At 68.9% G+C, this 25,471-nt stretch carries 19 protein-coding genes and 2 pseudogenes; 13 read left to right on the plus strand and 8 right to left on the minus strand.

Annotation, left to right across the window (positions count from 1 at the left end; translation table 11 throughout):
• The first annotated feature begins 44 nt into the window (after positions 1-44).
• Positions 45-1,064 (plus strand): RNA 3'-terminal phosphate cyclase, encoded by a 1,020-nt coding sequence (rtcA, locus tag ARC20_RS02705; RefSeq protein WP_057643935.1) that lies wholly within the window; start codon positions 45-47, stop codon positions 1,062-1,064.
• Positions 1,065-1,140: 76 nt separating this feature from the next.
• Positions 1,141-2,766: pseudogene (locus ARC20_RS02710) on the plus strand (family 43 glycosylhydrolase).
• A gap of 6 nt (positions 2,767-2,772) precedes the next feature.
• On the opposite strand, the gene phhA reads toward ARC20_RS02710, so the two are convergent.
• Positions 2,773-3,669 carry a phenylalanine 4-monooxygenase gene (phhA, locus tag ARC20_RS02715; RefSeq protein WP_057643938.1) on the minus strand — a complete coding sequence of 299 codons (897 nt, stop codon included), beginning with the start codon at positions 3,667-3,669 and terminating at the stop codon, positions 2,773-2,775.
• Positions 3,670-3,792: 123 nt separating this feature from the next.
• Here phhA and ARC20_RS02720 point away from each other — a divergent pair, with 123 nt between their 5' ends.
• Positions 3,793-4,266 carry an Lrp/AsnC family transcriptional regulator gene (locus tag ARC20_RS02720; RefSeq protein WP_057643940.1) on the plus strand — a complete coding sequence of 158 codons (474 nt, stop codon included), beginning with the start codon at positions 3,793-3,795 and terminating at the stop codon, positions 4,264-4,266.
• Positions 4,267-4,465: 199 nt separating this feature from the next.
• On the plus strand, positions 4,466-6,667 hold the full coding sequence (locus tag ARC20_RS02725) for a TonB-dependent siderophore receptor (RefSeq protein ID WP_057643944.1): 2,202 nt from the start codon (positions 4,466-4,468) through the stop codon (positions 6,665-6,667).
• Positions 6,668-6,862: 195 nt separating this feature from the next.
• Here the strand turns inward: ARC20_RS02725 and ARC20_RS02730 are convergent.
• Together ARC20_RS02730 and ARC20_RS02735 are read right to left on the minus strand one after the other, a co-directional pair.
• Positions 6,863-7,763 (minus strand): annotated as a pseudogene (locus ARC20_RS02730) (patatin-like phospholipase family protein); the annotation flags it as partial.
• A gap of 80 nt (positions 7,764-7,843) precedes the next feature.
• Positions 7,844-8,746, minus strand: coding sequence for an AraC family transcriptional regulator (locus ARC20_RS02735; protein WP_057643952.1), 903 nt, complete (start codon positions 8,744-8,746; stop codon positions 7,844-7,846).
• A 165-nt stretch (positions 8,747-8,911) separates the two neighbouring features.
• Between ARC20_RS02735 and bufA2 the strand changes: the two genes are divergently transcribed.
• Genes bufA2 through ARC20_RS02755 form a run of 4 tightly spaced genes read left to right on the plus strand, consistent with a single transcriptional unit; the run spans position 8,912 to position 11,387 of the window.
• A complete protein-coding gene (gene bufA2 / locus ARC20_RS02740) occupies positions 8,912-9,211 on the plus strand; it encodes a BufA2 family periplasmic bufferin-type metallophore (RefSeq protein ID WP_057643956.1) in 300 nt (99 codons plus the stop codon).
• A gap of 45 nt (positions 9,212-9,256) precedes the next feature.
• Complete coding sequence (gene bufB / locus ARC20_RS02745; RefSeq protein WP_057643959.1) at positions 9,257-10,102, plus strand: MNIO family bufferin maturase; 846 nt, start codon at positions 9,257-9,259, stop codon at positions 10,100-10,102.
• A complete protein-coding gene (locus tag ARC20_RS02750) occupies positions 10,099-10,887 on the plus strand; it encodes an HvfC/BufC family peptide modification chaperone (RefSeq protein WP_081418000.1) in 789 nt (262 codons plus the stop codon). Before bufB ends, ARC20_RS02750 begins: the two co-directional genes overlap by 4 nt.
• A gap of 8 nt (positions 10,888-10,895) precedes the next feature.
• Positions 10,896-11,387 carry a DoxX family protein gene (locus ARC20_RS02755; protein WP_081418001.1) on the plus strand — a complete coding sequence of 164 codons (492 nt, stop codon included), beginning with the start codon at positions 10,896-10,898 and terminating at the stop codon, positions 11,385-11,387.
• A 36-nt stretch (positions 11,388-11,423) separates the two neighbouring features.
• Here the strand turns inward: ARC20_RS02755 and ARC20_RS02760 are convergent, their stop codons facing one another.
• Positions 11,424-12,434, minus strand: coding sequence for a TIGR00266 family protein (locus ARC20_RS02760; protein WP_057643969.1), 1,011 nt, complete (start codon positions 12,432-12,434; stop codon positions 11,424-11,426).
• A 214-nt stretch (positions 12,435-12,648) separates the two neighbouring features.
• Between ARC20_RS02760 and ARC20_RS02765 the strand changes: the two genes are divergently transcribed.
• Positions 12,649-14,946 carry a TonB-dependent receptor gene (locus ARC20_RS02765; RefSeq protein WP_081418002.1) on the plus strand — a complete coding sequence of 766 codons (2,298 nt, stop codon included), beginning with the start codon at positions 12,649-12,651 and terminating at the stop codon, positions 14,944-14,946.
• A gap of 49 nt (positions 14,947-14,995) precedes the next feature.
• Here ARC20_RS02765 and ARC20_RS02770 read toward each other — a convergent pair whose 3' ends face one another.
• From ARC20_RS02770 to ARC20_RS02780, 3 genes are all read right to left on the minus strand, one after another.
• Positions 14,996-16,114, minus strand: a complete 1,119-nt coding sequence (locus ARC20_RS02770) for a glycoside hydrolase family 18 protein (protein WP_057643970.1) — start codon at positions 16,112-16,114, stop codon at positions 14,996-14,998.
• Positions 16,111-16,893 (minus strand): acid phosphatase, encoded by a 783-nt coding sequence (locus tag ARC20_RS02775; RefSeq protein WP_057644121.1) that lies wholly within the window; start codon positions 16,891-16,893, stop codon positions 16,111-16,113. Before ARC20_RS02775 ends, ARC20_RS02770 begins: the two co-directional genes overlap by 4 nt.
• Before the next feature lie 128 nt (positions 16,894-17,021).
• A complete protein-coding gene (locus ARC20_RS02780) occupies positions 17,022-17,849 on the minus strand; it encodes an ABC transporter ATP-binding protein (protein ID WP_057643973.1) in 828 nt (275 codons plus the stop codon).
• A gap of 132 nt (positions 17,850-17,981) precedes the next feature.
• Between ARC20_RS02780 and ARC20_RS02785 the strand changes: the two genes are divergently transcribed.
• Together ARC20_RS02785 and ARC20_RS02790 are read left to right on the plus strand one after the other, a co-directional pair.
• A complete protein-coding gene (locus tag ARC20_RS02785) occupies positions 17,982-19,187 on the plus strand; it encodes a DesA family fatty acid desaturase (protein ID WP_057643975.1) in 1,206 nt (401 codons plus the stop codon).
• Entirely contained in the window at positions 19,184-19,564 is a 381-nt protein-coding gene (locus tag ARC20_RS02790) for an EF-hand domain-containing protein (RefSeq protein WP_057643978.1), read from the plus strand. Before ARC20_RS02785 ends, ARC20_RS02790 begins: the two co-directional genes overlap by 4 nt.
• Before the next feature lie 40 nt (positions 19,565-19,604).
• On the opposite strand, the gene ARC20_RS02795 is transcribed toward ARC20_RS02790, so the two are convergent.
• On the minus strand, positions 19,605-23,309 hold the full coding sequence (locus ARC20_RS02795; RefSeq protein ID WP_057643980.1) for an indolepyruvate ferredoxin oxidoreductase family protein: 3,705 nt from the start codon (positions 23,307-23,309) through the stop codon (positions 19,605-19,607).
• 167 nt (positions 23,310-23,476) lie between these two features.
• Between ARC20_RS02795 and ARC20_RS02800 the strand changes: the two genes are divergently transcribed.
• Both ARC20_RS02800 and ARC20_RS02805 read left to right on the plus strand, forming a co-directional pair.
• Entirely contained in the window at positions 23,477-24,118 is a 642-nt protein-coding gene (locus ARC20_RS02800; RefSeq protein ID WP_057644123.1) for a tetratricopeptide repeat protein, read from the plus strand.
• A 166-nt stretch (positions 24,119-24,284) separates the two neighbouring features.
• Positions 24,285-25,457, plus strand: a complete 1,173-nt coding sequence (locus ARC20_RS02805) for an MFS transporter (RefSeq protein WP_057643983.1) — start codon at positions 24,285-24,287, stop codon at positions 25,455-25,457.
• Positions 25,458-25,471: the final 14 nt, after the last annotated feature.

The following is a 25,471-nucleotide window of genomic DNA, read 5'->3' on the forward strand; positions in this document are numbered from 1 at the left end:
GAGTGGCACGCCCTGCGGGGCGTGCCCGAGGAGAAGAGCAGCACATGGAAATGATCGAACTCGAGGGTGCCCAGGGAGGCGGACAGCTGCTGCGCAGTGCCTTGAGCCTGAGCCTGTGCACCGGCATCGGCTTCACGATGCACAACATCCGTGGCGCGAGGCCTCGCCCGGGCTTGATGCGCCAGCACCTCACCGCGGTGCAGGCGGCGACTTTCGTGGGTAATGCCTGCGTAGAGGGCGCGGCATTGGGATCCACCTCGCTGCGGTTCCTGCCCGGCAAGGTCGAGGCAGGGCACTACCCGTTTGCGATCGGCAGTGCCGGCTCGACGCTGCTGGTGCTCCAGACCGTACTGCCCGCGCTGTGGCGTGCCGACGCTCCTTCGACCTTGCGTATCGAGGGGGGCACGCACAACCCGATGGCCCCCAACCATGACTTCATTGTCGACAGCTATCTGCCCGCGCTGCGTCGCCTTGGCATCGAGGCCGACGTGACGCTGGAGCAGCACGGCTTCTTTCCGGTCGGGGGTGGCGTGGTGACCGCCCGCGTGATGCCCGCGCCGGCGCTGACGCACGCCAGCTGGGCCGAACGCCCGGCCGACGTCGCGCTGGAAGCGCGCGTCCTGGTGTCCGGCCTGTCCCAGGGCATCGCGTATCGGGAGTTGGGCGTGCTGGGCAAGCGCCTGGGCGTGGAAGTCCATCCGCGCCATGTGCAGGTCGTCACCTCGGCCGGTGGCGTGGGGAACGTCGTGCTGGTGCGTGCCCGTGGCAGCGACCATGTGGAAGTGTTCTCCGGTTACGGTGAGCGCGGTGTCAGCGCGGAGAAAGTGGCCGATAGAGTGGCATCGCAGGTGGATCGCTACCTGCGTAGTGCCGCAAGCGTGGGCGAGCACTTGGCCGACCAGTTGCTGCTGCCGATGGCGTTGGGCGCCGGCGGCACGTTCACCACCACCGCGCCGAGCGAACACCTGGTCAGCAATGCCCGGCTGATCGAGAAGTTCCTGCCGGTGAAGATCGAGTGGTCGGCCATCGACACGGAACTATGGCGCGTGAGCGTAGCGGTCTGAGGGGATCCGCGTGCCGTCGTCTGGCGGTGCGCGGACAAAACTTCTAGATTGCAATTCTTTGCCGGTGTCTTCCCCCATGCCCGACACGAACCGACGCTCCCTGTTCAAAGCCCTCGCCGCAGGCGCCGTGGCGATGCCGCTGGCTGGCCGAGCGGGCGCCTCGCCCGCCGCGACCTCATCTCGCGCGACGCCGCCTGCCCCCCGCTGGGCACGCGGCATCGAAGGCCAGCGACAGGCCGATCTCGGCGATGGCACCTATCTCAATCCCATCGTCGCCGGCGACCACCCGGACCCGACCATCCTCAAGGATGGCGACGATTACTACATGACGTTCTCGTCGTTCCAGTCCTACCCCGGGATCGTGATCTGGCATTCCACCGACCTGGTCAACTGGGCGCCGGTCGGACCGGCGCTGCGGGAACAGATCGGCGTGATCTGGGCCGTGGACCTGTGCAAGGTCGGCAGCCGCTATTACATCTAGCTGCCGGCGAACGCGGACGACCAGGGCTGGAAGATCTACGTCATCTGGGCCGACGATATGCGTGGCCCGTGGAGCGCGCCGATCGACCTGAAGATCGACGGCTGCATCGACCCCGGCCACATCGTCGGCGAAGACGGCCGTCGCTACCTCTTCGTCAACGGCATCCGCCGCATCCGCCTCAGCGATGATGGTCTCTCCACCGACGGCGCGCTGGCGCCGGCTTACCAACCCTGGCGCTATCCCGAAGACTGGGTCACCGAGAACTTCGCACCTGAAGGCCCGAAACTGCTTCGGCACGGCGACTGGTTCTATCTCGTCACGGCGGTCGGCGGCACTGCCGGGCCAGTCACCGGGCATATGGTGATCGCCGCGCGCTCGCGTTCGGTGCATGGGCCGTGGGAGCACTGCCCGCATAACCCGCTGGTGCGCACGCAATCGGTGGATGAGCCGTGGTGGTCACGCGGGCACGCCTCGCTGGTCGAAGGCCCGGCGGGCGACTGGTGGATGGTCTACCACGCCTATGAAAACGGCATGCGCACGCTGGGCCGGCAGACCTTGCTGGAGCCGATCGAGTGGACCGCCGATGGCTGGTTCCGCGCGCGCGGCGGCGATCTTTCCAAACCCCTCCCCAAGCCCGCGGGCGGCAAGCGCGGGCCCAACGGCGTGGCGCTGTCGGATGATTTCTCGCGTGATCGCTTCGGCGTGCAATGGGGCTTCCACGATCCGCGCCCGTCCGATGCCGCGCGCCTGCAACGCCATGACGGCGCGCTGTGGTTGGCCGCGGCGGGCACCTCGCCGGTGGACAGCGCGCCGCTCACCTGCGGTGTCCCGGATCGCGCCTACGAAGTGGAAATCACGCTGGCGCCCGAAGCCGGTGCGGAGGCGGGCCTGCTGTTGTTCTACAACCACAAGGCCTTCGTGGGCCTAGGTTTCACCGCCGACACGATCCGCACCTATCAGTACGCCGAGGAGCTGGTGTGGGCGCGCGCGCCGCGTCCCGCCGGCCCGATGCGCGTACGCATCGGCAACGACGAAAACGTCGTGACCTTCCACTACTCCTTCGACGGCGGACGCACCTGGCGGCTGCACGGCACGCGCATGGAAGTGTCGGGCCTTCACCACAACGTGTTCGGCGGCTTCCTCAGCCTCAAGGTCGGGCTGTTCGCGGCCGGCGCCGGGCGGGCCGCATTCCGGGATTTCCGCTACCGCGCGCTCGGCTGAGCGCGCTCAGACGTCGCCGTCGGTGGCCCAGCCTTCGCCGGTGCCGCGCTGGTGCACCCGGTCGCTGTCGAGCACGCTGCCGGCGGCGTGCTGCGGCGCCTGCCGCAGCTGCGCATAGAGCGGGGTGAAGTCGGGCGCGGTGGCCTGCATCAGCTGGTCGAAGCTGTCGATCACGAAGTAGGTCTTCTGGAACGTGTCGATGCGGTAGCGGGTCTGCATGATCCGCGCGAGGTCGAAGCCGATGCGGTTCGGCGCGGCCGATTCCAGCGAATGCAGCGATTCGCCCTTCGAGGAGACGATGCCTGCACCATAGATGCGCAGGCCATCCGGGGTATCGATCAGCCCGAACTCCACCGTGTACCAGTACAGCCGGGTCAGGTTCTGCAGCGCTTCGGGCCCGATGCCATGTGCCTTCACGCCACCGCGGCCGTACGCTTCCATGTAGTCGGCGAACACCGGGTTCATCAGCAGCGGCACGTGGCCGAACAAGTCGTGGAAGAGATCGGGTTCGGCGATGTAGTCGATCTGGTCCGGGCGGCGGATCCACCACGTCACCGGGAAACGGCGGTGGGCGAGGTGGTCGAAGAAGTCCAGTTCCGGCAGCAAACCTTCGACACCAACCAGCGTCCACCCGGTCGCCGCACCCAGCACTTCGTTGAGCTGGTCGAAGCGGGGGATCTGGTGGTCGCCCATGCCCATCTCGTCCTGCGCCCGCAGGAATTCTTCGCAGGCGCGGCCGACCAGCAGCTCGCGCTGGCGACGGTACAGCGTGCCCCAGGTGGCGTGGTCGTCGGCGCTGTAGGTGTCCCACGGCTGCTCGACCACGGCGGTCGTGTAGACCGGCACGTAGCCCTTGTCGGTCTGCTGGTGTTCGACGCGGCGGGCAATGGGCTGGGCGGACATGGGAGGACTCGGTAGCAGTTTTCCCCATCCTAGCCACAGCGCCGCGCAACAGGGTTGCAAAGTTGCACGGAACCGGCCGGATGACGCAATCTTGTTGCGTCATGCCATGTTGCGAGGCAACAAATGTCCGAATCCATCGCCTTGGACCGCACGGACCTGCGCCTGCTGGCCCTCCTGCAGCAGCAGGGCCGCCTGCCGAATTCCGAACTGGCGCAGCAGGTGAACCTCTCGCCCTCGGCGTGCCTGCGCCGGGTGCAGCGGCTGGAAGCGGCTGGCGTGATCAGCGGTTATGGCGCGCGGCTGGATCCGCGTGCATTGGGCCTGGGCCTGCAGGCCTTCGTGCGCGTGCAGTTGCAGAAGCACGGGCAGGAGAGCGTGGCCCACTTCGCCGACAGCGTGCAGGACTGGGATGAAGTGGTGACCTGCCACGCGCTCACCGGCGACATGGACTACCTGTTGCACGTGGTGGTGCGCGACCTGGAACACTTCTCGCACTTCCTGCTCGATCGCCTGCTCAATGCCGCCGGCGTGGGCGATGTGAACTCCAGCTTCGTGCTGCGCACGGTCAAGGAACGACACGGGCTGCCCTTGCGCTGACCATTCAACCTTGCCCGGGCACGGCGAATCCACTACATTTGCGGCCCTTCGGCGCCCGTCAGGGCGTATCGCCAGCCGCTTCCGGCCAGCCTCCTCAGCCGGAAAGCCGCCCAGCACCGCCCGCCCGCGGGCCCGCCAGTTCCTTGCCGCGCACGCGGCCTTCCGGATCGCTCATTCCCCCTCCGATCCGAGGTCGCCCATGTCTGTCGCCGTTGTTCGCCCGCTGTCTTCCCGACGTCCGCTCGTCCTGGCCCTGGGGGCCGCGCTCGTCCTTTCCGCCGTGCAGGCCCAGGCCGCCGAAGCGGCGGAGGCCGCCAGCACCGATGCCAAGACGCTGGACCGCGTCACCGTCAGCGGCGAGCGCCAGGAGCGCGACCCGTCGAGCACCACGCGCCTGCCGATCAGCGTGCGCGAGACGCCGCAGTCGATCAGCGTGATCGGCGTGCAGCAGCTGCAGGAGCAGTCGCTGTTCGACATCGACGAGGTCATGCGCAACACCCTCGGCGTCAATGTCTCCTTCTACGATACCCAGCGCCCGCTGTACTACGCGCGCGGCTTCCAGATCACCGATTTCCAGGTCGATGGCCTGCCGACCTACAGCGGCAACACCAACCAGGAATACGACACCGCCTTCTACGACCGCATCGAGGTCATCCGCGGCGCCAACGGCCTGCTCAGCGGCACCGGCGTGCCGTCGGCCACGGTGAACATGTTCCGCAAGCGCCCGGGCAAGGATTTCGACGCCTCGTTCTCGGCCACCGCCGGCCGCTGGGACTATCGCCGCATGCAGGCCGACGTCAACGCGCCGCTGACCGCCGACGGCCGCTTCCGTGCGCGCGCCGTGGCCGCATATGAAGATCGCGACTACTACTACGACCGCTACCACGAGCAGAAATCCGCGGCGATGGCCGTGCTCGAAGGCGACATCACCGATTCGACCACGCTGACCGTTGGCTACCAGATGCAGGACAACAACCCGGTCGGTTCGACCTGGGGCACGGTGCCGTTCTTCTACAGCGATGGCAGCGACGCGGACCTGCCGCGTTCCACCAACATGGCGCCGAACTGGACGCGCTGGCAGCGCGACACGCATACCGCGTATGCGCAGCTGGAGCAGCACTTCTGCGAGCACTGGAACCTGAAGGTCAACTACGCGCGCACCGGAGGCGACGTCACCAGCGTGCGCGTGTATGGCAGCGGCTTCCCGGACCGCGAGACCGGCAGCGGCGTCTACCTGCAGGCCAACAAGGGCGAGACCCAGGACACGCGCGATGCGCTGGACGTCTACCTGAGCGGCAAGTTCACCGCGTTCGGCCGCGAGCACGACGTGGTGGTGGGCGGCAGCTGGCAAGACCTGGAAACCATCACCCCGACCATCGCGATCACCTACCCGTCCGACTGGTCGACCTGCCCGCTCGGCGGCTGCTACTACATCCCCAACCTGTACCAGTGGGACGGCGACATCTCCCAGCCGACCTTCAAGCGCACCGGCGCCTGGCGCCAGGCGCGCACCACGCAGAGCGGCGTGTACGCCTCCACCCGTCTGCGCCTGGCCGACCCGCTGGCGCTGATCGCCGGCGCGCGCCTGAGCAACTGGAGCACGCGCACCCACAACTTCAACACCGCCGGCGAATACACGACCACCACCGGCTCGTACAAGGTGAAGGACGAAGTCACGCCCTACGTGGGCCTGATGTACGACATCGTGCCGGACGTGTCGGTCTATGCCAGCTACACCGAGATCTTCAATCCGCAGAACTACAAGGACAAGAACGACAACCTGCTCGACCCGGTGCAGGGCAGCAACCGCGAAATCGGCCTGAAGGCCGCCTTCCTGGAGGGCCGAATCACCACCAACGCGGCGATCTTCGAGGCACGCCAGGACAACTACGCGATGCTCGATACCAGCGTGCCGCAGGGCTCGCTGCCGGACGGCAGCTCGGCGTACATCGGCGTGGACGGCACCAAGAGCAAGGGCTGGGAGGCGGAGATCGGCGCCGACGTGCTGCCGGGCTGGCGCGTCAACGCCGGCTATACCCGTGCCAAGGTCACGCGCGCGTCCACCGACCTGCTCTACGCGAACTTCCCGACCCACACGGTGCAGTTCTCCACCCAGTGGATGCTGCCCGGCGCATGGGAGCGCCTGAGCCTGGGCGCGAACGTGATGTGGCAGAGCGAGGTGGAGGGCTTCAACATCGACAACCCGGTGTATGGCCCGGTGACGGTGAAGCAGGACGCCTACGCGCTGGTGAGCTTCAACGCCAACTACCGCATCACCGACCAGTGGACCGCCACGCTCGCCGTGCGCAATGCGTTCGACGAGAAGTACTGGGCCAACCTGGACTACAACAACTACGGCGAGCCGCGCTTCGTGGCGTTCACCCTGCGCTGGAAGTACTGATCCGGCGCACCGCGCGGCGTCATCCGCCGCGCGGTGGGCTTTCGACGCGGGCCGCTTACTTCAGCGGCGCCGCGCAGGCTTCCTCGTTGCCGCGCATCTTGTCCCAGCGCGAACGCTTCTCCAGGCACGCCGCGCGGGATTTCTCGGCGGCCTGCTGCGCCTCGCGGACGGCGGCGTCGGCGGCATCGGTGCGCTGCTGGCGCAGCTGCGCCAGCTTGCTGCGGATCTGCGGCATCACCGCCATGGCCGCGCGCTCACCTTCCAGGATGGCGGCGTTGCGCTGGTTGAAATCGGCCGCGCCGATATCGTTGACCTTCGGCCGGATCACGATATCCGCGCGCTTCAGCTCGGCCTCGCCCAGGCGCTGGCCCATGATCGAGATGGACTGGTTAACCGTGCCGAGCAGGTCGCCGGGATTCTTGCCGCTGGCCTTGCTGGAAATATCCACGGCGATGACGAACTCCGCGCCGAGCTGGCGCGCCGCATCGACCGGCACCGGGCTGACCACGCCGCCATCGACGTAGTGGTACTGGCCGATGGCCACCGGCTCGAACACGCCCGGGATGCTGCTCGACGCGCGCACCGCCTGCCCCGCATTGCCGCGCACGAACACGGTGCGTTCGCCATCTTCCAGGCGCGTGGCCACCGCGGCGAAGGGCTTCTTCAACCGTTCGATCGACTTGTTGTCCAGCTGCTGGTTGACGTAGTCCTGCAGCTTCTGGCCCTGCACCAGGCCGCCGGAGAACAACCGCACGTCGCGGATGCTGGTCTGGTCCAGCGCCACGGCCTTCTCCTGCATCTGGAAGGCATCCATGCCGCTGGCATACAGCGCGCCGACGACACTGCCGGCGCTCGTACCGGAGACGACCACCGGCTCGAAGCCGTTGGCCTCCAGCATCTTGATCACGCCGATGTGCGCGAAGCCCTTGGCCGCGCCGCCGCCCAGCGCCACGCCGATGCGTACCGGCGCCACCGGGCGGGAAGAAGTGACCGGGGCGCTGCTGGCCGGTGGCGTCGGCCGCACGACTTCGCTGCCTCCGCAGCCGGCGAGCAGGGCGAACAAGGCGGCGAGCGGCAGGAGGCGGCGGGCGGTCATGGGGCGGGGCGCGAATTCAGGAAAGATGCGCAGCATACCGGCTGCCCGCGAGGCGGCGACCGTGCCGGACGTCGGCAGGTTCAGCCGGCGTCCTGCCCGTTGCGAACCTTGCCCGGGCCCACGCCCTCCAGCCGCTTGAAGAAGCGGCGAAACGCCGCCTCGCTGCTGTAGCCGAGCATCTCGGCCACCCGAGCCACCGAGAAGCGCCGGTTGCGCAGCAGGCGGCGGGCTTCGGTGGCCCGCCAGTGCGCCAGGTACTGGATCGGCGGCGTGCCCACCGTGGCGGTGAACAGCTCCGCGAAGGCGGTGCGCGACATGCCCGCCAGCTGCGCCATCGTGGCCAGCGTCCACTCCTGCCCCGGCTGCCGGTGGACTTCGGCCAGTACGCGCGAGAGGCGCGCATCGGCCAGGGCCGCCAACAGGCCTTGCGGCTGCGCGGCGCGGCGCACGTACTCGCAGATCGCCATGGTGAACAGCGAGTCGGCCAGCTTGTTCTGGATCAGCCGGCGCCCCCAGCCGCGGTCGCGGCTGGCGATGGCCAGCATGTCCGCCAGTTCGCGGAAGCCGGCGCTGCTTTCGGCGGCGCGGATGACGAACCAGGTGGGCAACGCCTGGAAGATGGGGTTGTGGCTGCCGGTGATGAATTCCAGCTCGCCGCACAGCATCCAGGTATCCGGCGCGCGGATCGCATCTTCCTCGCGCGGATTGGCGGAGGACTGCAGCTGGTGGCGGATGCCGCCGGGAAACACGATCAGGTCGCCCGCGTCCAGCGCGACGGGGGCTTCCATCGCATCGCCGTCCACCCAGCAGCGTCCTTCGGTGACGAGGTGGAACTGGCCGAAGCGCGTGGAGGGTTCCTCGTCGATCCACGTGCCGCAGTAGTGCACGTCGGCCATGATTTCCACGCGCATGCGGTAAGCGCCCAGCACCGTTTCCAGTACGGCATCGGACGACAACGCGGCAGCGGGCAAGGGCGACTCCATGCGGCCGATGGTAGGTCAAAAGCCGCAACCGCGGATGACGGGACCACCCCGGACGATCGGTCATATCACCCGGACGCACGGCCACAGATGCCCGGCGCCAGCTGCGGTGCAATGGCGTCGCGCCTCGCCACGAGGTGCGCCCCCTTATCGATACCGAGGTTCCAGATGAACGCGCAAAAGACTTTCTCCGGCCTGTCCGTCGCCGTGGCGGCCGCCGCCTTGTTCGCCGCCGCCCCGATGGCCCAGGCCGCGCCGGCCGGCACCGCCAAGATCGGCCACTGCGTCGGCGTGAATGCCTGCAAGGGCCAGGGCGCGTGCAAGAGCGCGGCCAACGCCTGCAAGGGGCAGAACGCCTGCAAGGGCCAGGGCTTTACCGAGGCGAGCGCGCAGAAGTGCCAGGCCGATGGCGGCAAGTTCGAGATGCCCAAGGCCGACGCCAAGACCGCAGCGAAGCAGGGCAGCTGATCCACCGACGACCCGGCCCGCGCCTGCGGGCCGGGGGAGTACGCCATGACGACCCCATTGAAAGGCTTCGGGCTGGGCCTGCGCGCCCAGCACTACGAAGCATTGCTGGCCGGCCACGCCGACGTGGACTGGCTGGAGATCATCAGCGAGAACTACATGGTGCGCGGCGGGCGGCCGCTGTACATGCTCGATCGCATCGCCGAGCGCTATCCCGTGGTGATGCATGGCGTGTCGCTCGATATCGGCGGCCGCGATCCGCTGGATCGCGACTACCTGCGCGCGCTGTCCGCGCTGGCGCGGCGCGTGCGCCCGCATCGCATTTCCGACCACCTGTGCTGGACGCGCCATGAAGGCGTGCAGATGCACGACCTGCTGCCGCTGCCGCAGAACGAGGACACGGTGCGCCACGTCGCCACGCGCGTGCGGCAGGTGCAGGACGTGCTCGGCGGCCAGTTCCTGCTGGAGAACGTGTCCAGCTACTTCCGCCACGCGGACGACACGCTGGACGAAGCGACGTTCCTGGCGGCGATCGTGGCCGAAACCGGGTGTGGCCTGCTGCTCGACGTGAACAATGTCTACGTCAACGCGCACAACCATGGCTTCGACGCACACGCCTTCCTTCGCCGGCTTCCGGCGCAGGCGGTCTTGCAGATCCACCTGGCCGGCCACGCCCAGGACGCGCTGGGGAGCGGCCTGCTGGTGGACACGCACGACGCACCGGTCTGCGAGGGCGTGTGGTCCCTCTATGCCGATGCGCTGCAGCTTTTCGGCGAAGTGCCGTCGATGATCGAACGCGACGACGACATCCCGCCGCTGGAGATCCTCGTGGCGGAACTGGATGTCGCGCGGCGCGTGGCGGCGGATGCGCTGCAGCCGGCGAGGGCGGCATGAACGCCGCCCTTCACCAGGCGACATTGCAGGCCTGGCTGCTGCACGCGACACCGGGCATGCAGCCGCGCATCGCCGGCCAGGATGCGGCCGATCGCGCGCATCGCCTGCGCATCTATGCCGATGCGTATCGCATGCGCCTGCTGCAGGTGTTGGCCGAGGACTATCCGGCGCTGCATGCATCACTCGGCGCGGCAGTGTTCGAACGCCTGTGCTTGCGCTATCTGCACGCGCATCCTTCGCGCCATCCGTCGGTGCGCTGGTTCGGCGCCGGACTGGCCGACTGGCTGCGCGACGCCGGCCAGCCGGACGCGCGCGTGGCGTTGGCACGCTTCGAATGGGCGCAGGGCGAACTGTTCGACGCCCCTGACGTTTCGCCCTGCGACGAATCCGCGTTGCAGCAACTTCCCGCCGACGCATGGCCTTCGCTGCGAATGACGCTCACCCCCGCGCTGCGGTTGCTGGACGACGTGGGCAACGCGCCGGATCGCGCCGCCGCCGTGGCCGAGGGCCATCCGCCGGCACGATGGCGCCGCCGCCGCGCGACCTGGCTCCTGTGGCGACAGCACTTCGACGTGCACTGGCGCGCATTGCCCGCCGATGAAGCACGCGCGCTGGCCAGCGTTGCCGAAGGTGCCCCGTTCGCCGAGTGGTGCGGCGAACTGGCCGGCCCGCAGCCTGCCTGGCGCGCGGCCGGCCTGCTGAAGCGCTGGCTGGCCGACGGCCTCATCGCCGGCATCCACGCCGGCGTGCCGGCACAAGACCCCTCCCTTTCCGATTCCCCTTGAGGCTTCCCATGCGATCCACTCCCCTTCCGCTTCCCGAACGCGTGGTGGCACGCCTGGATGCGCTGTCCTGGTTCGGCCCGCTGCTGGTGCGCTGCGTCTTCGGCTACTTCTGGCTGGAGACGGGCTGGGCCAAGCTGCACAACCTGGCGTTCTTCAGCAGCCGCTTCGTCGAGTGGGGCATCCCGTGGCCGACGTTCAATGCGGCGCTCAGCGCCGGCACGGAATTCGTCGGGGGCTTGCTGATGATCCTGGGGCTCGGCACCCGGCTGGTGATGGTGCCGATGATCTTCAACATGCTGGTCGCGCTGGCCGTGGTCGTGCTGCCGCAGGTCGGCACGCTGGACGAGTTCGTCGAACTCGACGAAGTGCTCTACGTCGCGGTGTTCGCGTGGTTGCTGCTGGCCGGCCCCGGCGCGGCCAGCCTCGATGCGTGGATCGCGCGGCGCCGGCTGGCACGCGCGGTGGATCGCGAAGTCGCCTGCCGGCTGGAGAAGGCGTAGGACGGGAGGCCGGCATGGCCAGCCTCCCGCGCAAGCTCAGAAGGTGTTGTCGCCGTCGAGGATGCGGCCCAGCCCGCCGAGCACGGAGCCTTCGCCGCGCGCCTGGCCACCGGCCTGCGGTGCGGCCTGCAGCATGCGCCCGGCCAGGCGCGAGAACGGCAGCGATTGCAGCCACACCTTGCCCGGGCCGGTCAGCGTGGCGAGGAACACGCCTTCGCCGCCGAAGAACATGCTCTTCAGGCCGGCCACGCGGCGCACGTCCATGTCGATGCTGCCGTGGTAGGCCACCACGCAACCGGTATCCACATCGAGGCGCTCGCCGGCGGCCAGTTCGCGCTCCACCACCGTGCCGCCGGCATGCACGAACACCCAGCCGTCGCCTTCCAGCTTCTGCATGATGAAGCCCTCGCCGCCGAACAGGCCGGTGAGGATCTTGCGCTGGAACGCGATGCCCAGCGAGACACCGCGCGCACCGGCCAGGAAGCTGTCCTTCTGGCAGATCAGCCGGCCGCCGTGGTCGGAGAGTTTCATCGCCAGTACCGTGCCGGGATACGGCGCGGCGAAAGCGACCTTGGCCTTGCCGGTGCCCGAATGCGTATAGACCGTGGTGAACAGGCTTTCGCCGGTGACCACGCGCCGGCCGGCCGCGAACAGCTTGTCCATCAAGCCGCCGCCCTGGCCGCTGTGCGAGCCGTCGCCGAACACCGTATCCATCTGCACGGCGGCGTCCTTGTACATCAGCGCACCGGCCTCGGCCACGGCGCTTTCGCCCGGGTCCAGTTCCACTTCGACGAACTGCATGTCGTTGCCGATGATGTGGAAGTCGATGTCATCGGCACGCCCACCCCCGGGCAGCGGCGGTGGCGGTGCGACGCCGGGGCCGCCGCTGGACAGCTCGGCCAGGCTGGCGGCCGGTTTCCAGCCTTCCAGGCCTTCTCGCCATGCCATCGCGTTCGGCGTGCTGCGGACGAACTGCCGGGCGGCGGTGTCGTCCATCGGGCCGACCCGGTCCGAACGGCCGGGAATATGGAAATACCACTGCGCCATGGGAAATCCTCCTGATGGATGGGCGAGTCTATGTTGCCCGCCATGGCGGCGGTCACCTGCCGCAGGTCATGCGGCGGCGAGCGCGCGGGACCTCGTTCAGATTTGCCGGTCGCGACGGGCAGTGTCACCCTTTGCGATGTCGTGTGCTGTATTGCAACATTTCCGTGCTAGGCGGCCTGTCGCCGCTAGTCCACCACCCGAGAGAGCCTTCGCCATGTCCCTGACCCGTGTCCGCGGCCGATTGCCGGCCGTGCATCCGCTTGTCATCGCCCTTGCCACCCTGCTGCCCGCCGCCCAGGCCTTCGCCCAGGAACCGGCAGCCCCCTCCGAAGGCGCCAAGGCGCCGGCCGTGCTGGATACGTTGCAGGTCACCGCGCAGCGCCGCGTCGAAAACGCGAAGGACGTGCCGGTCTCGATCACCACGGTCAGCGGCGAGAAGCTCGATGTCCTCGGCTCGGCCGGCGACGACATCCGCTTCCTCTCCTCGCGCCTGCCCAGCCTGAACATCGAATCGTCCTACGGCCGCGCGTTCCCGCGCTTCTACATCCGCGGCCTGGGCAATACCGATTTCGACCTCAATGCCTCCCAGCCGGTATCGCTCGTATACGACGACGTCGTGCAGGAAAGCCCGCTGCTGAAGGGCTTCCCGGTGTTCGACCTGGCCGGCATCGAGTTGCTGCGCGGCCCGCAGGGCACGCTGTTCGGCCGCAACACCCCGGCCGGCGTGGTCAAGTTCGATTCCGCGCGCCCCTCGCAGGACGCCGACGGCTACGTGAAGCTCTCCTACGGCACCTATGACACCTGGAATTTCCAGGGCGCGTACGGCGGCCCGCTGACCAGCCGCTGGTCGGCCCGCGTCTCGGCGCTGTACCAGCGTCGCGACGACTGGGTGACCAACACCCACGATGGCCCCAACGACGGCTTCGAAGGCTACGACGAAGCCGCCGGCCGCGTGCAGTTCCTGTATGAAGGCGATGACTTCGAGGCGCTGTTCAACCTGCACAAGCGCAAGCTCAACGGCACCGCGCGCCTGTTCCGCGCCAACATCATCCAGAAGGGCAGCAACGCGCTGGTCACCGATTTCGACCGCGATGAAGTGGCCAACGACGGCGTCAACTTCTCCGACCTGGAAACCTGGGGCGGCAGCGCCCGCCTGAAGTGGAACCTTGGCCAGGTCACGGCGTACTCGATCACCGGCTACGAGACCGCCGAGTCGCTCAACCGCGGCGACATCGACGGCGGCTACGGCGCCAGCTTCCTCGGCCCGGGCAACTACGGCCCCGGCGAGATTCCCTTCGCGTCCGAGTCGGCCGACGGCCTGCCGGACCACCGCCAGTGGACGCAGGAATTCCGCGTCGAATCCAACGAGTGGGGCCGCTTCGACTGGCAGGCCGGCCTGTTCTACTTCGATGAAGACGTCACCATCGACAGCTTCAACTATGACTCGCTGACGCCGGGCAACCCGCAGGCCGGCCACGCCGTGCAGCAGCAGCGCAACAAGGCATGGGCGGCGTTCGTCTCCGGCGATTTCGACGTCACCGACCGCTTCAAGCTGCGCGGCGGCCTGCGCTATACGCAGGACAAGAAGGACTTTAGCGCCAGCGTGCTGGAAGCGGCCCCGTTCGGCGCGCCGGTCGGCGGCCCGTACGTGGTGCATACCGACGTCGACGACGTCAGCTGGGACCTCAGCGGCACCTACACGCTCACCCCGGACGTGAACGTTTACGGGCGCGTCGCCAAGGGTTTCCGTGCGCCCTCGATCCAGGGCCGCCTGCTGTTCGCCGCGGCCACCGCGCCGAATGGCGGCGTGTCCACCGCCGATTCGGAAAAGGTCATCTCCTACGAAATCGGCCTCAAGGCCGACCTGTTCGAGAAGCGCGCGCGCCTGGGCTTCGACATCTTCCGTTACGACGTCGATGGCCAGCAGCTGATCGCCGTGGGCGGCGCCTCCAACACGGCCACGCTGCTCAATGCCGACAAGACCATCGGCCAGGGCGCCGAGCTGGACTTCGAGGCCTACCTCACCGACAACCTGCTGGTGACGCTGGGCAGCAGCTACAACGACACCGAGATCAAGGACCCGAACCTGGCGGTGGCGGTGTGCGGCGGCGGCTGCACGATCACCGACCCGACCACGGTGATCAATGGCGGCACCTACGCGCTGGTCAACGGCAACCCGCTGCCGCAGGCGCCGAAGTGGATCCACAACGTCACCGCGCGCGTGGGCTTCCCGATGGCCAATGGCGACGAGCTCTACGTCTACACCGACTGGGCGTATCGCAGCGCGGTGAACTTCTTCCTGTACGAGTCGCCGGAGTTCCGCAGCCGCAGCTCGCTGGAGGGTGGCCTGCGCGTGGGCTACAACTGGGGCTACGGCCTGTACGACGTCGCGGTGTTCGGCCGCAACCTGACCGACCAGACCCGCGTCGTCGGTGCGATCGACTTCAACAACCTCACCGGCTTCCTCAACGAGCCGCGTACCTTCGGCGTGGAGTTCACGGCGAAGTTCTAAGGCAGTACCTGCCCGCGGCGCCTTCGATGGCGCCGCGGCGCAGCGCGGCTCACGGCTGCGGCGCGCGGCCCTGCGAGAGCACGTCGAGCAGCTGCTCGTCGCGGTCCTGGCGGTATTCCCAATACATCACGCCCCCCAACCCCTTGCGCTTCACGTAATCGATCTTCGCGCGCAGCGATTGCGGGTCGTCGTAGCTGATGAACTGGTGGGTGGTGGCATTCCACAGCCACGGGGCCTGGGCCTTCGCATCCCAGTGCCGCGTCCACGCCTTCTGCTTCAGCGGGCCTTCGGCGATCTCGCGCCAGGAGATGAAGCCGCCGTCGCTGTGGAATTTCTGCAGCAGCCCGTCATCGGTGGCGTCCACGTCGCCGAAGCGACGGCCATAGAACGCCACGCCCAGGTGGATCTTGTCGGCCGGCACGCCGGCGGCGAGGTATTCGTCCACCGCGGCCTGCGCGTTGCGCGCACCGGCGGGGGCGCCGGGCGTGGGCGCCAGCCCGGCGTGGTGGCCGGTGGTGGGCGTCAGGCTGCCATGGAAGTCGTAGGTCATCAGGTTGATCCAGTCCAGCGACCGCGCGATGCGCGCCAGTTCCAGGCCCTGCGCGAACTCGCCTTCGGCCGCGGCGATGGTCAACAGGTAATGGCGGCCGTTCCGCTGCTTGCCCTCGGCATCCAGACGCTGGCGCAGCGATTCCAGCATCAGCGTGAAATTGCGCCGGTCCGCTGGATCGTGGCTGATGCCCGGGCCGGGCAGGGTCGGATACTCCCAGTCGATGTCCAGGCCATCGAGGTCGTACTGCCGCAGCAGGGCCATCGCGCTATCGGCGAATACCTTGCGGGCGGCCTCGTCGGCGACCGCCTCGGAGAAGTGGCCCGCGCCCCAGCCGCCGATGGACAGCACGATCCGCAGCGAAGGCTGGCGCGCACGCAGCGCGACCAGGGCGCGCAGGTTGGCCGGCGCGGTCGTGCCCGGCAGGAAGACGTGGTGCGCCTCGTCCACCTGCGCGAAGGCGAAATTCACCACGTCGAGCTTGCCCGGCGAGATCGCCGGCGCCTGCGGTGCATCCACCACGTAGCCGACGATGCGATACGGCGCGGCCTGGGCGGCGGGCATGCCCGCGAGCAGCAGGGCGGGAAGCAACCATCGGCCCACCGCGCCCCAGCTCACAGCGCGCTCTCCGGGCGGACCTGCAGGCGCTGCGCCTGTGCAGCGCAGTCCTCGGCCGGCTTCAGGCCGGCCGCGCGTGCCGCCGCGACTTCGCCGCGCGCGGCGTCGAGGTCGGCACGGAACGCCGCGTTGTCGTGCAGCCGCGCCACGGCGGCGGCGCCCATGTGGCGGCCTTCGAGGATGTCGCTCTGCCAATGCACGTTGCACACCAACCGGCTCTCGGCGTAGTTGCGGCCGCGATCGAGCAGGTCGTCGGCGCGGTCCGGGGCTACTTCGGTGAGGATCAGCGCCCACGCCCAGCCGATGGCGCTGTGGCCGGAAGGATAGGAGCCGTTGTCACGCAGCCCGTCTTCGTCTTCGGGCGTGCAGGTCGGTTCGCCGTTGACCATGAAAGGCCGCGCGCGCTGGTAGTGGTTCTTGGCGGCCTTGGTCGCGGCGCTGGCATCGATGCGGCTGCGTTCGAGCAGGGCGTACAGGTGCGGGGTGCGCTGCGCGTCGACCGGCACGCCGAGTGCGCAGGCGAACTGGCGGGCACCGGACGGGAACGACAGGTCGGCGTCCTCGGTGGCCTGCGTGAAGCGCGGCGTGTCGCGCAAGGCCAGGGCCTGCCTGGACACCGCTTCGTCCAGCGCCATCCCCGGCGACCCGGCCGCCGGCGGCGGCGGCACCAGCCGCAGGCTGTCCGGCGCGTCGGCCTTGTCGAGGTAGCCGACGGCCTTGGCCGGCCTGGACGGCGCGTCGTCGCGTGGCGTGCCGGGGACGCTGCAAGCGCCCAGCATCAGCGCGAGAAGGACAGCGACGCTGGCGCGGCGCGACGCGGTGTTGCCGAAAGACATGCCTACCTCTTCCATCGATACATCGGGCGCCAGAGTCTAATCGCTGGCGCCTGCCGGGGCGCGTGCCGACCTCAGCCGCCGACGCGCGCCGAATAGCGCTCGCCGTCGTGGTCCACGCGCACCGGCCCGTCGAACACCGCCGACAGCGGCTCGTCGCGCAGCAGCGCCTCGCGGTGGCCATCGGCGAAGATGCGGCCGCCGCGCAGCAGCACCACGCGCTCGATCTCCGGCACGATCTCCTCGATGTGGTGGGTCACCAGCACGAGCGTGATGCCCTGGCGGGCGAGGTCGCGCATGGTGTCCACCAGATGCTGGCGGGCGATGAGGTCCAGGCCCGTGGAGGGCTCGTCCAGCAGCAGCGCCTGCGGCCGGTTGACCAATGCGCGGGCGATCAGCACCCGGCGCGTCTCGCCAGCGGACAGCTCGGCATACGGGCGTTCGAGCAGCGGCAACGCGCGGGCGAGGGTCAGCGCCTCGCGCGCACGCTCACGCATGGCATCGGTGACTTCGCGGTGCGGCGGGACGACGTAGCTGGCGAAGAAGCCGGAGATCACCGCGCTCTCCACGCTCAGGCCCGGCATGTCGGCCAGGTTGCCGCTGAGGTCGCCGGTGACGATGCCCAGCTGGGAACGCAGGCGGTCCACCTGCCAGCGCGTCTGCCCCAGCACCTTCACCGGCGCATCGCCGCCGGCGCGGGCCAGCGGATAGAGCTCGCGGGTGATGAGCTTGATGAAGGACGACTTGCCGCAGCCGTTCGGGCCGAGGATCGCGGTGTGCTGGCCCATCGCGATGGACAGGCTCAACTCGTGGAGGACACGGACCTGGCCGCGGGTGACGCTGGCGCGGTCCAGTTCGATCAGGGGGGCGTCGGAGGGGAGGGCTTGCGGCACGGCGGACATGAATGGGCAATCGAAAGTGAAAGAGTGAGCGACTGAACAACATACGCTTGCGACGGGTGCAGTTTGCCGCCATCGGCCCCATGATGTCTTCCACACACTGCGCATCGCCGACCTTTCGGCCGGAGTTTCCCCATGTTTGCCCAATCGCTCGTGGACGTCCTGACCGGGGGCCTGACCGGCCTGGGCTGGTGGGAGATGCTGGCGGTGCTGCTGGTCTTCACCCAGCTGACGATCTTCTCGGTGACGCTGTACCTGCACCGCAGCCAGGCGCATCGCGGCGTGGATTTCCACCCGGCGCTGGCGCACTTCTTCCGCTTCTGGACCTGGCTGACCACCTCGATGATCACCCGCGAGTGGGTGGCGATCCATCGCAAGCACCACGCCAAGGTCGAGACCGAGGAAGACCCGCACAGCCCGCAGGTGAAGGGCATCGGCAAGGTGTTCTGGCGTGGCGTTGAGCTGTATCGCGAAGCGCGCGCGCAGCGTGCGGACATGGAGCAGTACGGCAAGGGCGCCCCGGACGACTGGGTGGAGCGCCATCTCTACACGCCGCACGCCAACCTGGGCCCCGTGGTGCTGTTCTTCGTCAACGCCGTGCTGTTCGGCCTGCCGGGCGTGGCGCTGTGGGCGATCCAGATGGCGTGGATCCCGTTCTGGGCTGCCGGCGTGGTCAACGGCCTGGGCCACTGGTGGGGTTATCGCAACTTCGAGTCGGCCGACACCTCCACCAACCTCACCCCGTGGGCGTTCTGGATCGGCGGCGAAGAGCTGCACAACAACCACCATGCGTTCCCGAGCTCGGCGCGCTTTTCCATGCGCCGCTGGGAGTTCGACATTGGCTGGCAGGTGATCCGCCTGCTGGAGACGTTGCGCCTGGCCAAGGTGCTGCGCGTGGCGCCGAAGCTGGACATCCGCCCGAACATCAGCGTGCCCGACGCCGACACGCTGCGCGCGCTGCTTTCGCACCGTTTCCAGGCCATGACCGATTACCAGCGCAACGTGTTCAAGCCGGCGCTGCGCGAGGAAGCGGCCGCCGCTGGCGCGCGCATGCGCGAACTGCTGCCCAAGCGCCTGCGCCGCGGGCTGGTGGACGACGGCCGCTGGCTCAAGCCCGACGCGCGCCAGCAGCTGCACGATTGGGTGGCGCAGCGCCCGCGCATCAGCACGCTGGTCGAACACCGCGCGCGGCTGTCCGCGCTGCTGGAAGCGCGCAGCCACGACGCCGCCGAACGCCTGCGCCAGCTGCAGGCCTGGTGCCATGACGCCGAATCCAGCGGCATCGCCGCGCTGCAGGCCTATGCGGCGCGCCTGAAGGGTTATGCGTTGAGCGGCGCATGATCGACCGCGTCTTGTCGAAGCTGTTTCCCGAACGCCGCCTCGTGCGGCGTTCGTCGTGCTGGGTGTTGGGTTTGGCCCTGCTGGCAGGCAGCGCGCACGCGCAGGTGACCGACAGCGGCGAGTACCTCAAGCGCATGGATACCGACGGCGACGGCCGCGTCAGCCTGGCCGAGTACCTGGCGTGGATGAGCTATGCGTTCGACCAGCGCGACCGCAACGGCGATGGCGTGCTGAGCGCCGACGAGTTGCCAGGTGGGCGCGGCAAGCCGGTGACGCGGGAAGAGCACATCGCCACGTTGACTGCGCGCTTCAAGAAGCAGGATGCGAATGGCGATGGCTGGCTGAGCGCGAAGGAATTGCTGGCGCCGCCGCGGTAATCGCAGGCGGCCGGGCGGAGAAGGCCCGGCCGCCCCCGTTTCAGGCCGCCTGCACGATATGCAGTGCCTTGGGATTGCGCCACTGCGCCAGCAGCGCCGCTTCGCGCGCCTTGGCCTCGTGCAGGTGCGCTTCCTTGACGTGCCCGTAGCCGCGGATGTGCTCCGGGATCGCGGCGATCTGCGCGGCCAGGCCGACGTTATCGGCGTCCAGCTTCTCCAGCAGCGAATCCACGGTCTGCGCATAGTCGGCGATCAGCTGCCGCTCGCCGCGCCGCTCGGCGGTGTAGCCGAACACGTCGAACGTGCCGCCGCGCAGGAAGCGCAGCTTGGCCAGCAGGCCGAACGCCTTGAACATCCACGGCCCGTACTCGCGCTTGACCAGCCGGCCTTCGGCATCCTTCTTCGCCAGCAAGGGCGGGGCGAGGTGGAAACGCACCTGGAAGTCGCCTTCGAACTGCTGCGCCAGCCGCTGCTGGAACTCGCCGCTGGTATACAGGCGCGCGACCTCGTACTCGTCCTTGTACGCCATCAGCTTGAAGTAATAGCGCGATACCGCCTCGGAGAGCGCAGTCGAACCCGGCGCGCGCGCCTGCTCGGCGGCGCGCACGCGGTCTACCAGCGTGCGGTAGCGGTTCGCGTAGGCCGCATCCTGGTAATCGGTGAGGAAGGCCACGCGACGCGCGACCAGCTCGTCCAGCGAACGCGACAGGCGCGCATCATCCATCGGCAGGAATGCCAGCGCGTCGCCATCGCCGGACGGCAGCCCGCGCACGGCCGGGCCGTCGCCGGTATCGCGCGGCGCGGCCGTGGCACCGCCCTCGTTGCCTTCCCAGTCCAGCGGCGGCAGCGACTGCAGCTGATGCGGCTTGCGCTCCTGCGCGGTCTCGCGGTTGCGCACCAGGCCGGCGGCCTGCTGCACCGCTTCCGGGTCGATGGCCGCCAGGCGGCCCCAGGCGAACGCCTGCTGGTTCATCTGCACCGCGGCGCCGTTGAGTTCGATGGCCCGCATCAGCGCGTCGAACGACACCGGCACCAGCCCCTGCTGCCAGGCATGGCCGAGCATGAAGAGGTTGGCGGCGATGGCATCGCCCAGCAGCGCGGTGGCCAGCTGGGTGGCGTCGAGCAGCTGCGGCTCGCGGCCGCCGAGCGCCACGCGCACGCCGGCGATGATTTCCGCCGCGGGGAACTGCAGGTCCGGGCGCATCGTGAAGCTGCCCGGCATCGCCTCGTAGGTGTTGAGCACGACTTCCGAACGCTCCGGGCGCACCTTGGACAGCGCCCAGTAGTCGTTCACCACGACCATGTCGCAGCCCAGCACCAGGTCGGCCTCGCCGGCGGCGATGCGCACGGCGTGGATGTCTTCGGGCGTGCGCGCGATGCGCACGTGCGTGGTCACCGCGCCGCCCTTCTGCGCCAGGCCGGTCTGGTCGAGCACCGTGGCGCCGCGGCCCTCCAGGTGGCCGGCCATGCCCAGCAGCGCGCCGATGGTCACCACGCCGGTGCCGCCGACGCCGGTGATGAGGATGTTCCAGGGCTCGGCCAGGTCGGTGCGCTGCACCGGCGCGGGCAGGTGCTCGAGCAGGTGGGTGGCATCGCTGCGGCGGCCCTTGCGTGGCGCCCCGCCATGCACGGTCACGAAGCTCGGGCAGAAGCCCGAGACGCAGGAGTAATCCTTGTTGCAGTTGGACTGGTCGATCTCGCGCTTGCGCCCGAACTCGGTTTCCTTCGGCAGCACGGACACGCAGAAGCTCTTCTCGCCGCAATCGCCGCAGCCTTCGCAGACCAGCGAGTTGACCATCACCCGCTTCGGCGGGTCGACCAGCTTGCCGCGCTTGCGGCGGCGGCGCTTCTCGGTCGCGCAGGTCTGGTCGTAGATGAGGATGCTCACGCCCTTCACCGTGCGCAGGCGCTTTTGCACCTCGTCCAGTTCGCCGCGGTCGTAGAACTCGGTGTCGTGCGGGAACAGGTCGCGCCGGCGCGACCACTTGGTGATGTCGTCGCTGAGCACCACGATGGTGTGGATGCCCTCGGCATGCATCTGCCGCGCGATGTCCGGCACGGTGAGCGTGCCGTCGACCGGTTGGCCGCCGGTCATGGCGACGGCGTCGTTGTAGAGGATCTTGTAGGTGATGTTGACGCCGGTGGCGACCGACTGCCGGATCGCCAGCGTGCCGCTATGGAAGTAGGTGCCGTCGCCGAGGTTCTGGAACACGTGCGGCGTTTCGGTGAACGGCGCCTGCCCGGACCACGTCACGCCTTCGCCGCCCATGTGGGTGAAGGTGTCGGTGGATCGATCCATCCACGTCACCATGTAATGGCAGCCGATGCCGCCCATGGCGCGCGAGCCGTCCGGCACCGCGGTGGAGGTGTTGTGCGGGCAGCCGGAGCAGTAATGCGGCACGCGCGGGAACTGCGCGCGCGGCAGCGCCATCTCCGCTTCCTTGGCGTCCATCCAGCGCAGGCGCTGTTCGATGGACTCGGTGTTGAAGAAGCGCTGGATGCGCTTGCCGATCACCGCGGCGATGGTCGCCGGGGTCAGTTCGCCCGTGGAAGGCAGGATCCACTCGCCGGCCTCGTCGTACTTGCCGACGATGCTCGGGCGCGCGCCCTGGTGGGCCGGCCAGTTGTAGAACAACTCCTTCATCTGCCGCTCGATGAAGGCGCGCTTCTCCTCCACCACCACGATGTCTTCCAGCCCCTGCGCGAAGCGGGTGATGCCGACCGGCTCCAGCGGCCAGGTCATGCCGACCTTGTAGACGCGGATGCCGATCGCCGCGCACGCGGCTTCGTCCAGGCCCAGGTATTCCAGCGCCTGCAGCACGTCCAGGTAGCTCTTGCCGGTGGTGACGATGCCCAGGCGCGCGTTCGGCGAATCGAGCACGGTGCGGTCGATGCCGTTGGCGCGCGCGAAGGCCTGCGCCGCCTTCACCGCATAGCGGTGCAGGCGCATCTCCTGGTCCAGCGGCGGGTCCGGCCAGCGGATGCCCAGCCCGCCGGCGGGCACTTCGAAATCTTCCGGCAGCACGATTCGGCGCGCGAACGGATCCACCTGCACCGACGCGGAGGACTCCACCGTTTCGGCAATGGTCTTGAAGCCGATCCAGCGCCCGGTGTAGCGGCTCATCGCCCAGCCGACGAGGCCCAGGTCGAGGATGTCCTGCACGCCGGCCGGGTTGAGGATCGGCATCATCGCGCTGACGAATTCGTCCTCGCTGCCGTGCGGCAGCGTGGAGCTGCGGCAGGCGTGGTCGTCGGCGGCCAGCGCCAGCACGCCGCCGTGGCGCCAGGTGCCGGCGGCATTGCCGTGCTTGAACACATCGCCCGTGCGGTCCACGCCCGGGCCCTTGCCGTACCACATGCCGAACACGCCATCGACGGTGGCGCCGGGGAACAGGTGGGTCTGCTGCGTGCCCCACACCATGGTGGCGGCCAGGTCCTCGTTGAGGCCCGGGGTGAATTTCACCTTCGCCGCTTCCAGGTGCTTGCGCGCGCGCCACAGCTCCAGGTCGAAGCCGCCGAGCGGGCTGCCGCGATAGCCGCTGATGAAGCCGGCCGTGGCCAGCCCGGCGGCTTCGTCGCGCAGGCGCTGCATCAACGGCAGGCGCACCAGGGCCTGCACGCCGGACAGGTAGATCCGCCCGTCGGTGCGCGTGTATTTGTGCTCGAGCGTGTAATCGCGGTCCAGGGAGCCGATCGCCGGCGTGTTGGCGGAAGACGGCGAGGTAAGTTCGGCGGTGCTGGTCATGGCTGGCCCGGCGGGGTTGGCAGGTCGGCTCCGCGAGGGAGGCCGCGCGGTCGGCGATTGTAACAGTGCGTCTTCTGTGACCCCGCGCACTCGTGTCTTGTGCGCTCGTGCGGTTAGGATGCAAGGTGGGAGGAAGGGGTGTATCCGGCTTCAGGGGGAATTTGGACGTGAAGAAGACTCAAACATGGCGCGTTGCCATGGCGTTGGCTGCGTGGGCGTTCTGCGCGAGTGCGTGGGCCCAGGCAGTGCCCAAGCCCAAGGAGTTCTATTTCGACGAGGATCGCAGCACCACGCGTCCCGTCGTGGTGGTGTCCGGGCAGGGCGATGCAGTCGTGGACAAGCTCGCAACGCTCGTGCAGCGCGATCCGCGCGCGGTGGAAGCGCGCGTGCAGCTCGGCACGCTGGCCATCTCCGGTGGACGTCGTGAGTTGGGCGACCAGCTCTACAAGGCGGCGCTGGAATCGCTGTCGACCAGCAGCCAGCAGTATCGCCAGGCGGCCTGGAACTATGGCTGGGCGTTGCTGCGTGCCGGTGACCCGGAGCAGGCGCTGCACCAGTGGATCGCCTTGAGCGGTGGCCGCCCGGCCACGCCCAACTGGCTGCCGCCGACGCTGGCGTTGACGCTGTGGAAGCTCGATCGCAAGGAAGAGGCCATCAGCTGGTTCGGCGCCGCCGCGCGCACCTGGCCGGACCAATGGGGTGACCCGGGCAACTTCGCCACCCTGCTGCCGGACTGGAGCGACGACGAGCGCGCCGCGCTGGCCGCCGTGCTGGCCGCCTACCAGGCCAACCCGCCGGCCTGGCCGTAAGGGCAACGGGAGGGCGGCTGCGATGCGGTCGCCCCGCCCCGCGTGGAAGGAAGGCCACCGCGGTGGCCTGCAGTTTTCCATCCCTCGCCTTGTGAGCGGGTTTGCTGCGGCGCACAATCATGCGCCGCTTCCTGCCCATCGGCCCCGTTTCAGGGGCGAATCCGCCATGTCCTCGCGTCTTCCCCTGATCGCGCTCGCCGTGAGCGCCTTTGCCATCGGCACCACCGAATTCGTGGTGATGGGCCTGCTGCAGCAGATGGCCGCCGATTTGGACGTCTCCATTCCCGCCGCCGGCCTGCTGGTCTCCGGCTATGCCATGGGCGTGGTGATCGGCGGGCCGCTGCTGGCCATGGCTACCGCCCGCCTGCCGCGCAAGACGGTGCTGCTGGTGCTGATGGGGGTGTTCATCGTCGGCAACCTGCTGTGCGCGCTGGCCCCGAACTACGAAACGCTGATGGCGGCACGGGTCATCGCTTCGCTGGCGCATGGCTCCTTCTTCGGCGCCGGCGCCGTGGTCGCCGGCCATATCGCCGCGCCCGGCCGGCGCACCCAGGCCATCGCGCTGATGTTCGCCGGCCTCACCATCGCCAACATCTTCGGCGTGCCCGCCGGTACCGTGCTGGGCCAGGCGCTGGGCTGGCGCTCCACGTTCTGGGCGGTCACGGTGCTGGGCATCGTCGCGCTGCTGGTGATGGCGCGCTACGTGCCGCGCCTGGAAGCCATGCCGCCGCCGCGCCTGGGCGAGGAACTGCGCCGGGTGCTCAAGCCGCAGGTGTGGGTGGCGCTGGGCATGACGGTGTTTGGCTTCGGCGGCGTGTTCGCGGTGTTCACCTATATCGACCCGATCCTCACCCACCGCGCCGGCCTGGACGAGCACGCCATCAGCCGCGTGCTGGTGCTGTTCGGCGTGGGCGCCACGATCGGCACGCTGGTGGGCGGCAAGCTGGCCGACCACCGGCTGATGCGCAGCATCACCCTGCTGCTCGGCGCGCTGTGCGTGTTCTTCCTGTGCTTTGCCACGCTGATGGATTCGCCGGCGGGCGCGGTGGTGGGCGTGTTCCTGATCGGCGTGCTGGGCTTTGCCGCCAACCCGGGCCTGCAGACGCGTTCGATGCAGCAGGCGCACGATGCGCCGCTGCTGGCCTCCACCCTCAACCAGAGCGCGTTCAACCTCGGCAACGCGGGGGGCGCCTGGCTGGGCGCGGCGATGCTGTCGCACGGGGCCATCTACCCGCAGCTGAGTTACGCGGCGGCGGCGGTCACCGCTGGCGGCATCGGCCTGACGCTGCTCAGCGCCTGGATGGAACGCCGCGGGCTGCGCGAAGCCGCGGCCTGCTGAGGCCGGCGACCCGC

It is taken from the genome of Stenotrophomonas panacihumi, from assembly GCF_001431645.1.
Taxonomy (GTDB): domain Bacteria; phylum Pseudomonadota; class Gammaproteobacteria; order Xanthomonadales; family Xanthomonadaceae; genus Stenotrophomonas_A; species Stenotrophomonas_A panacihumi.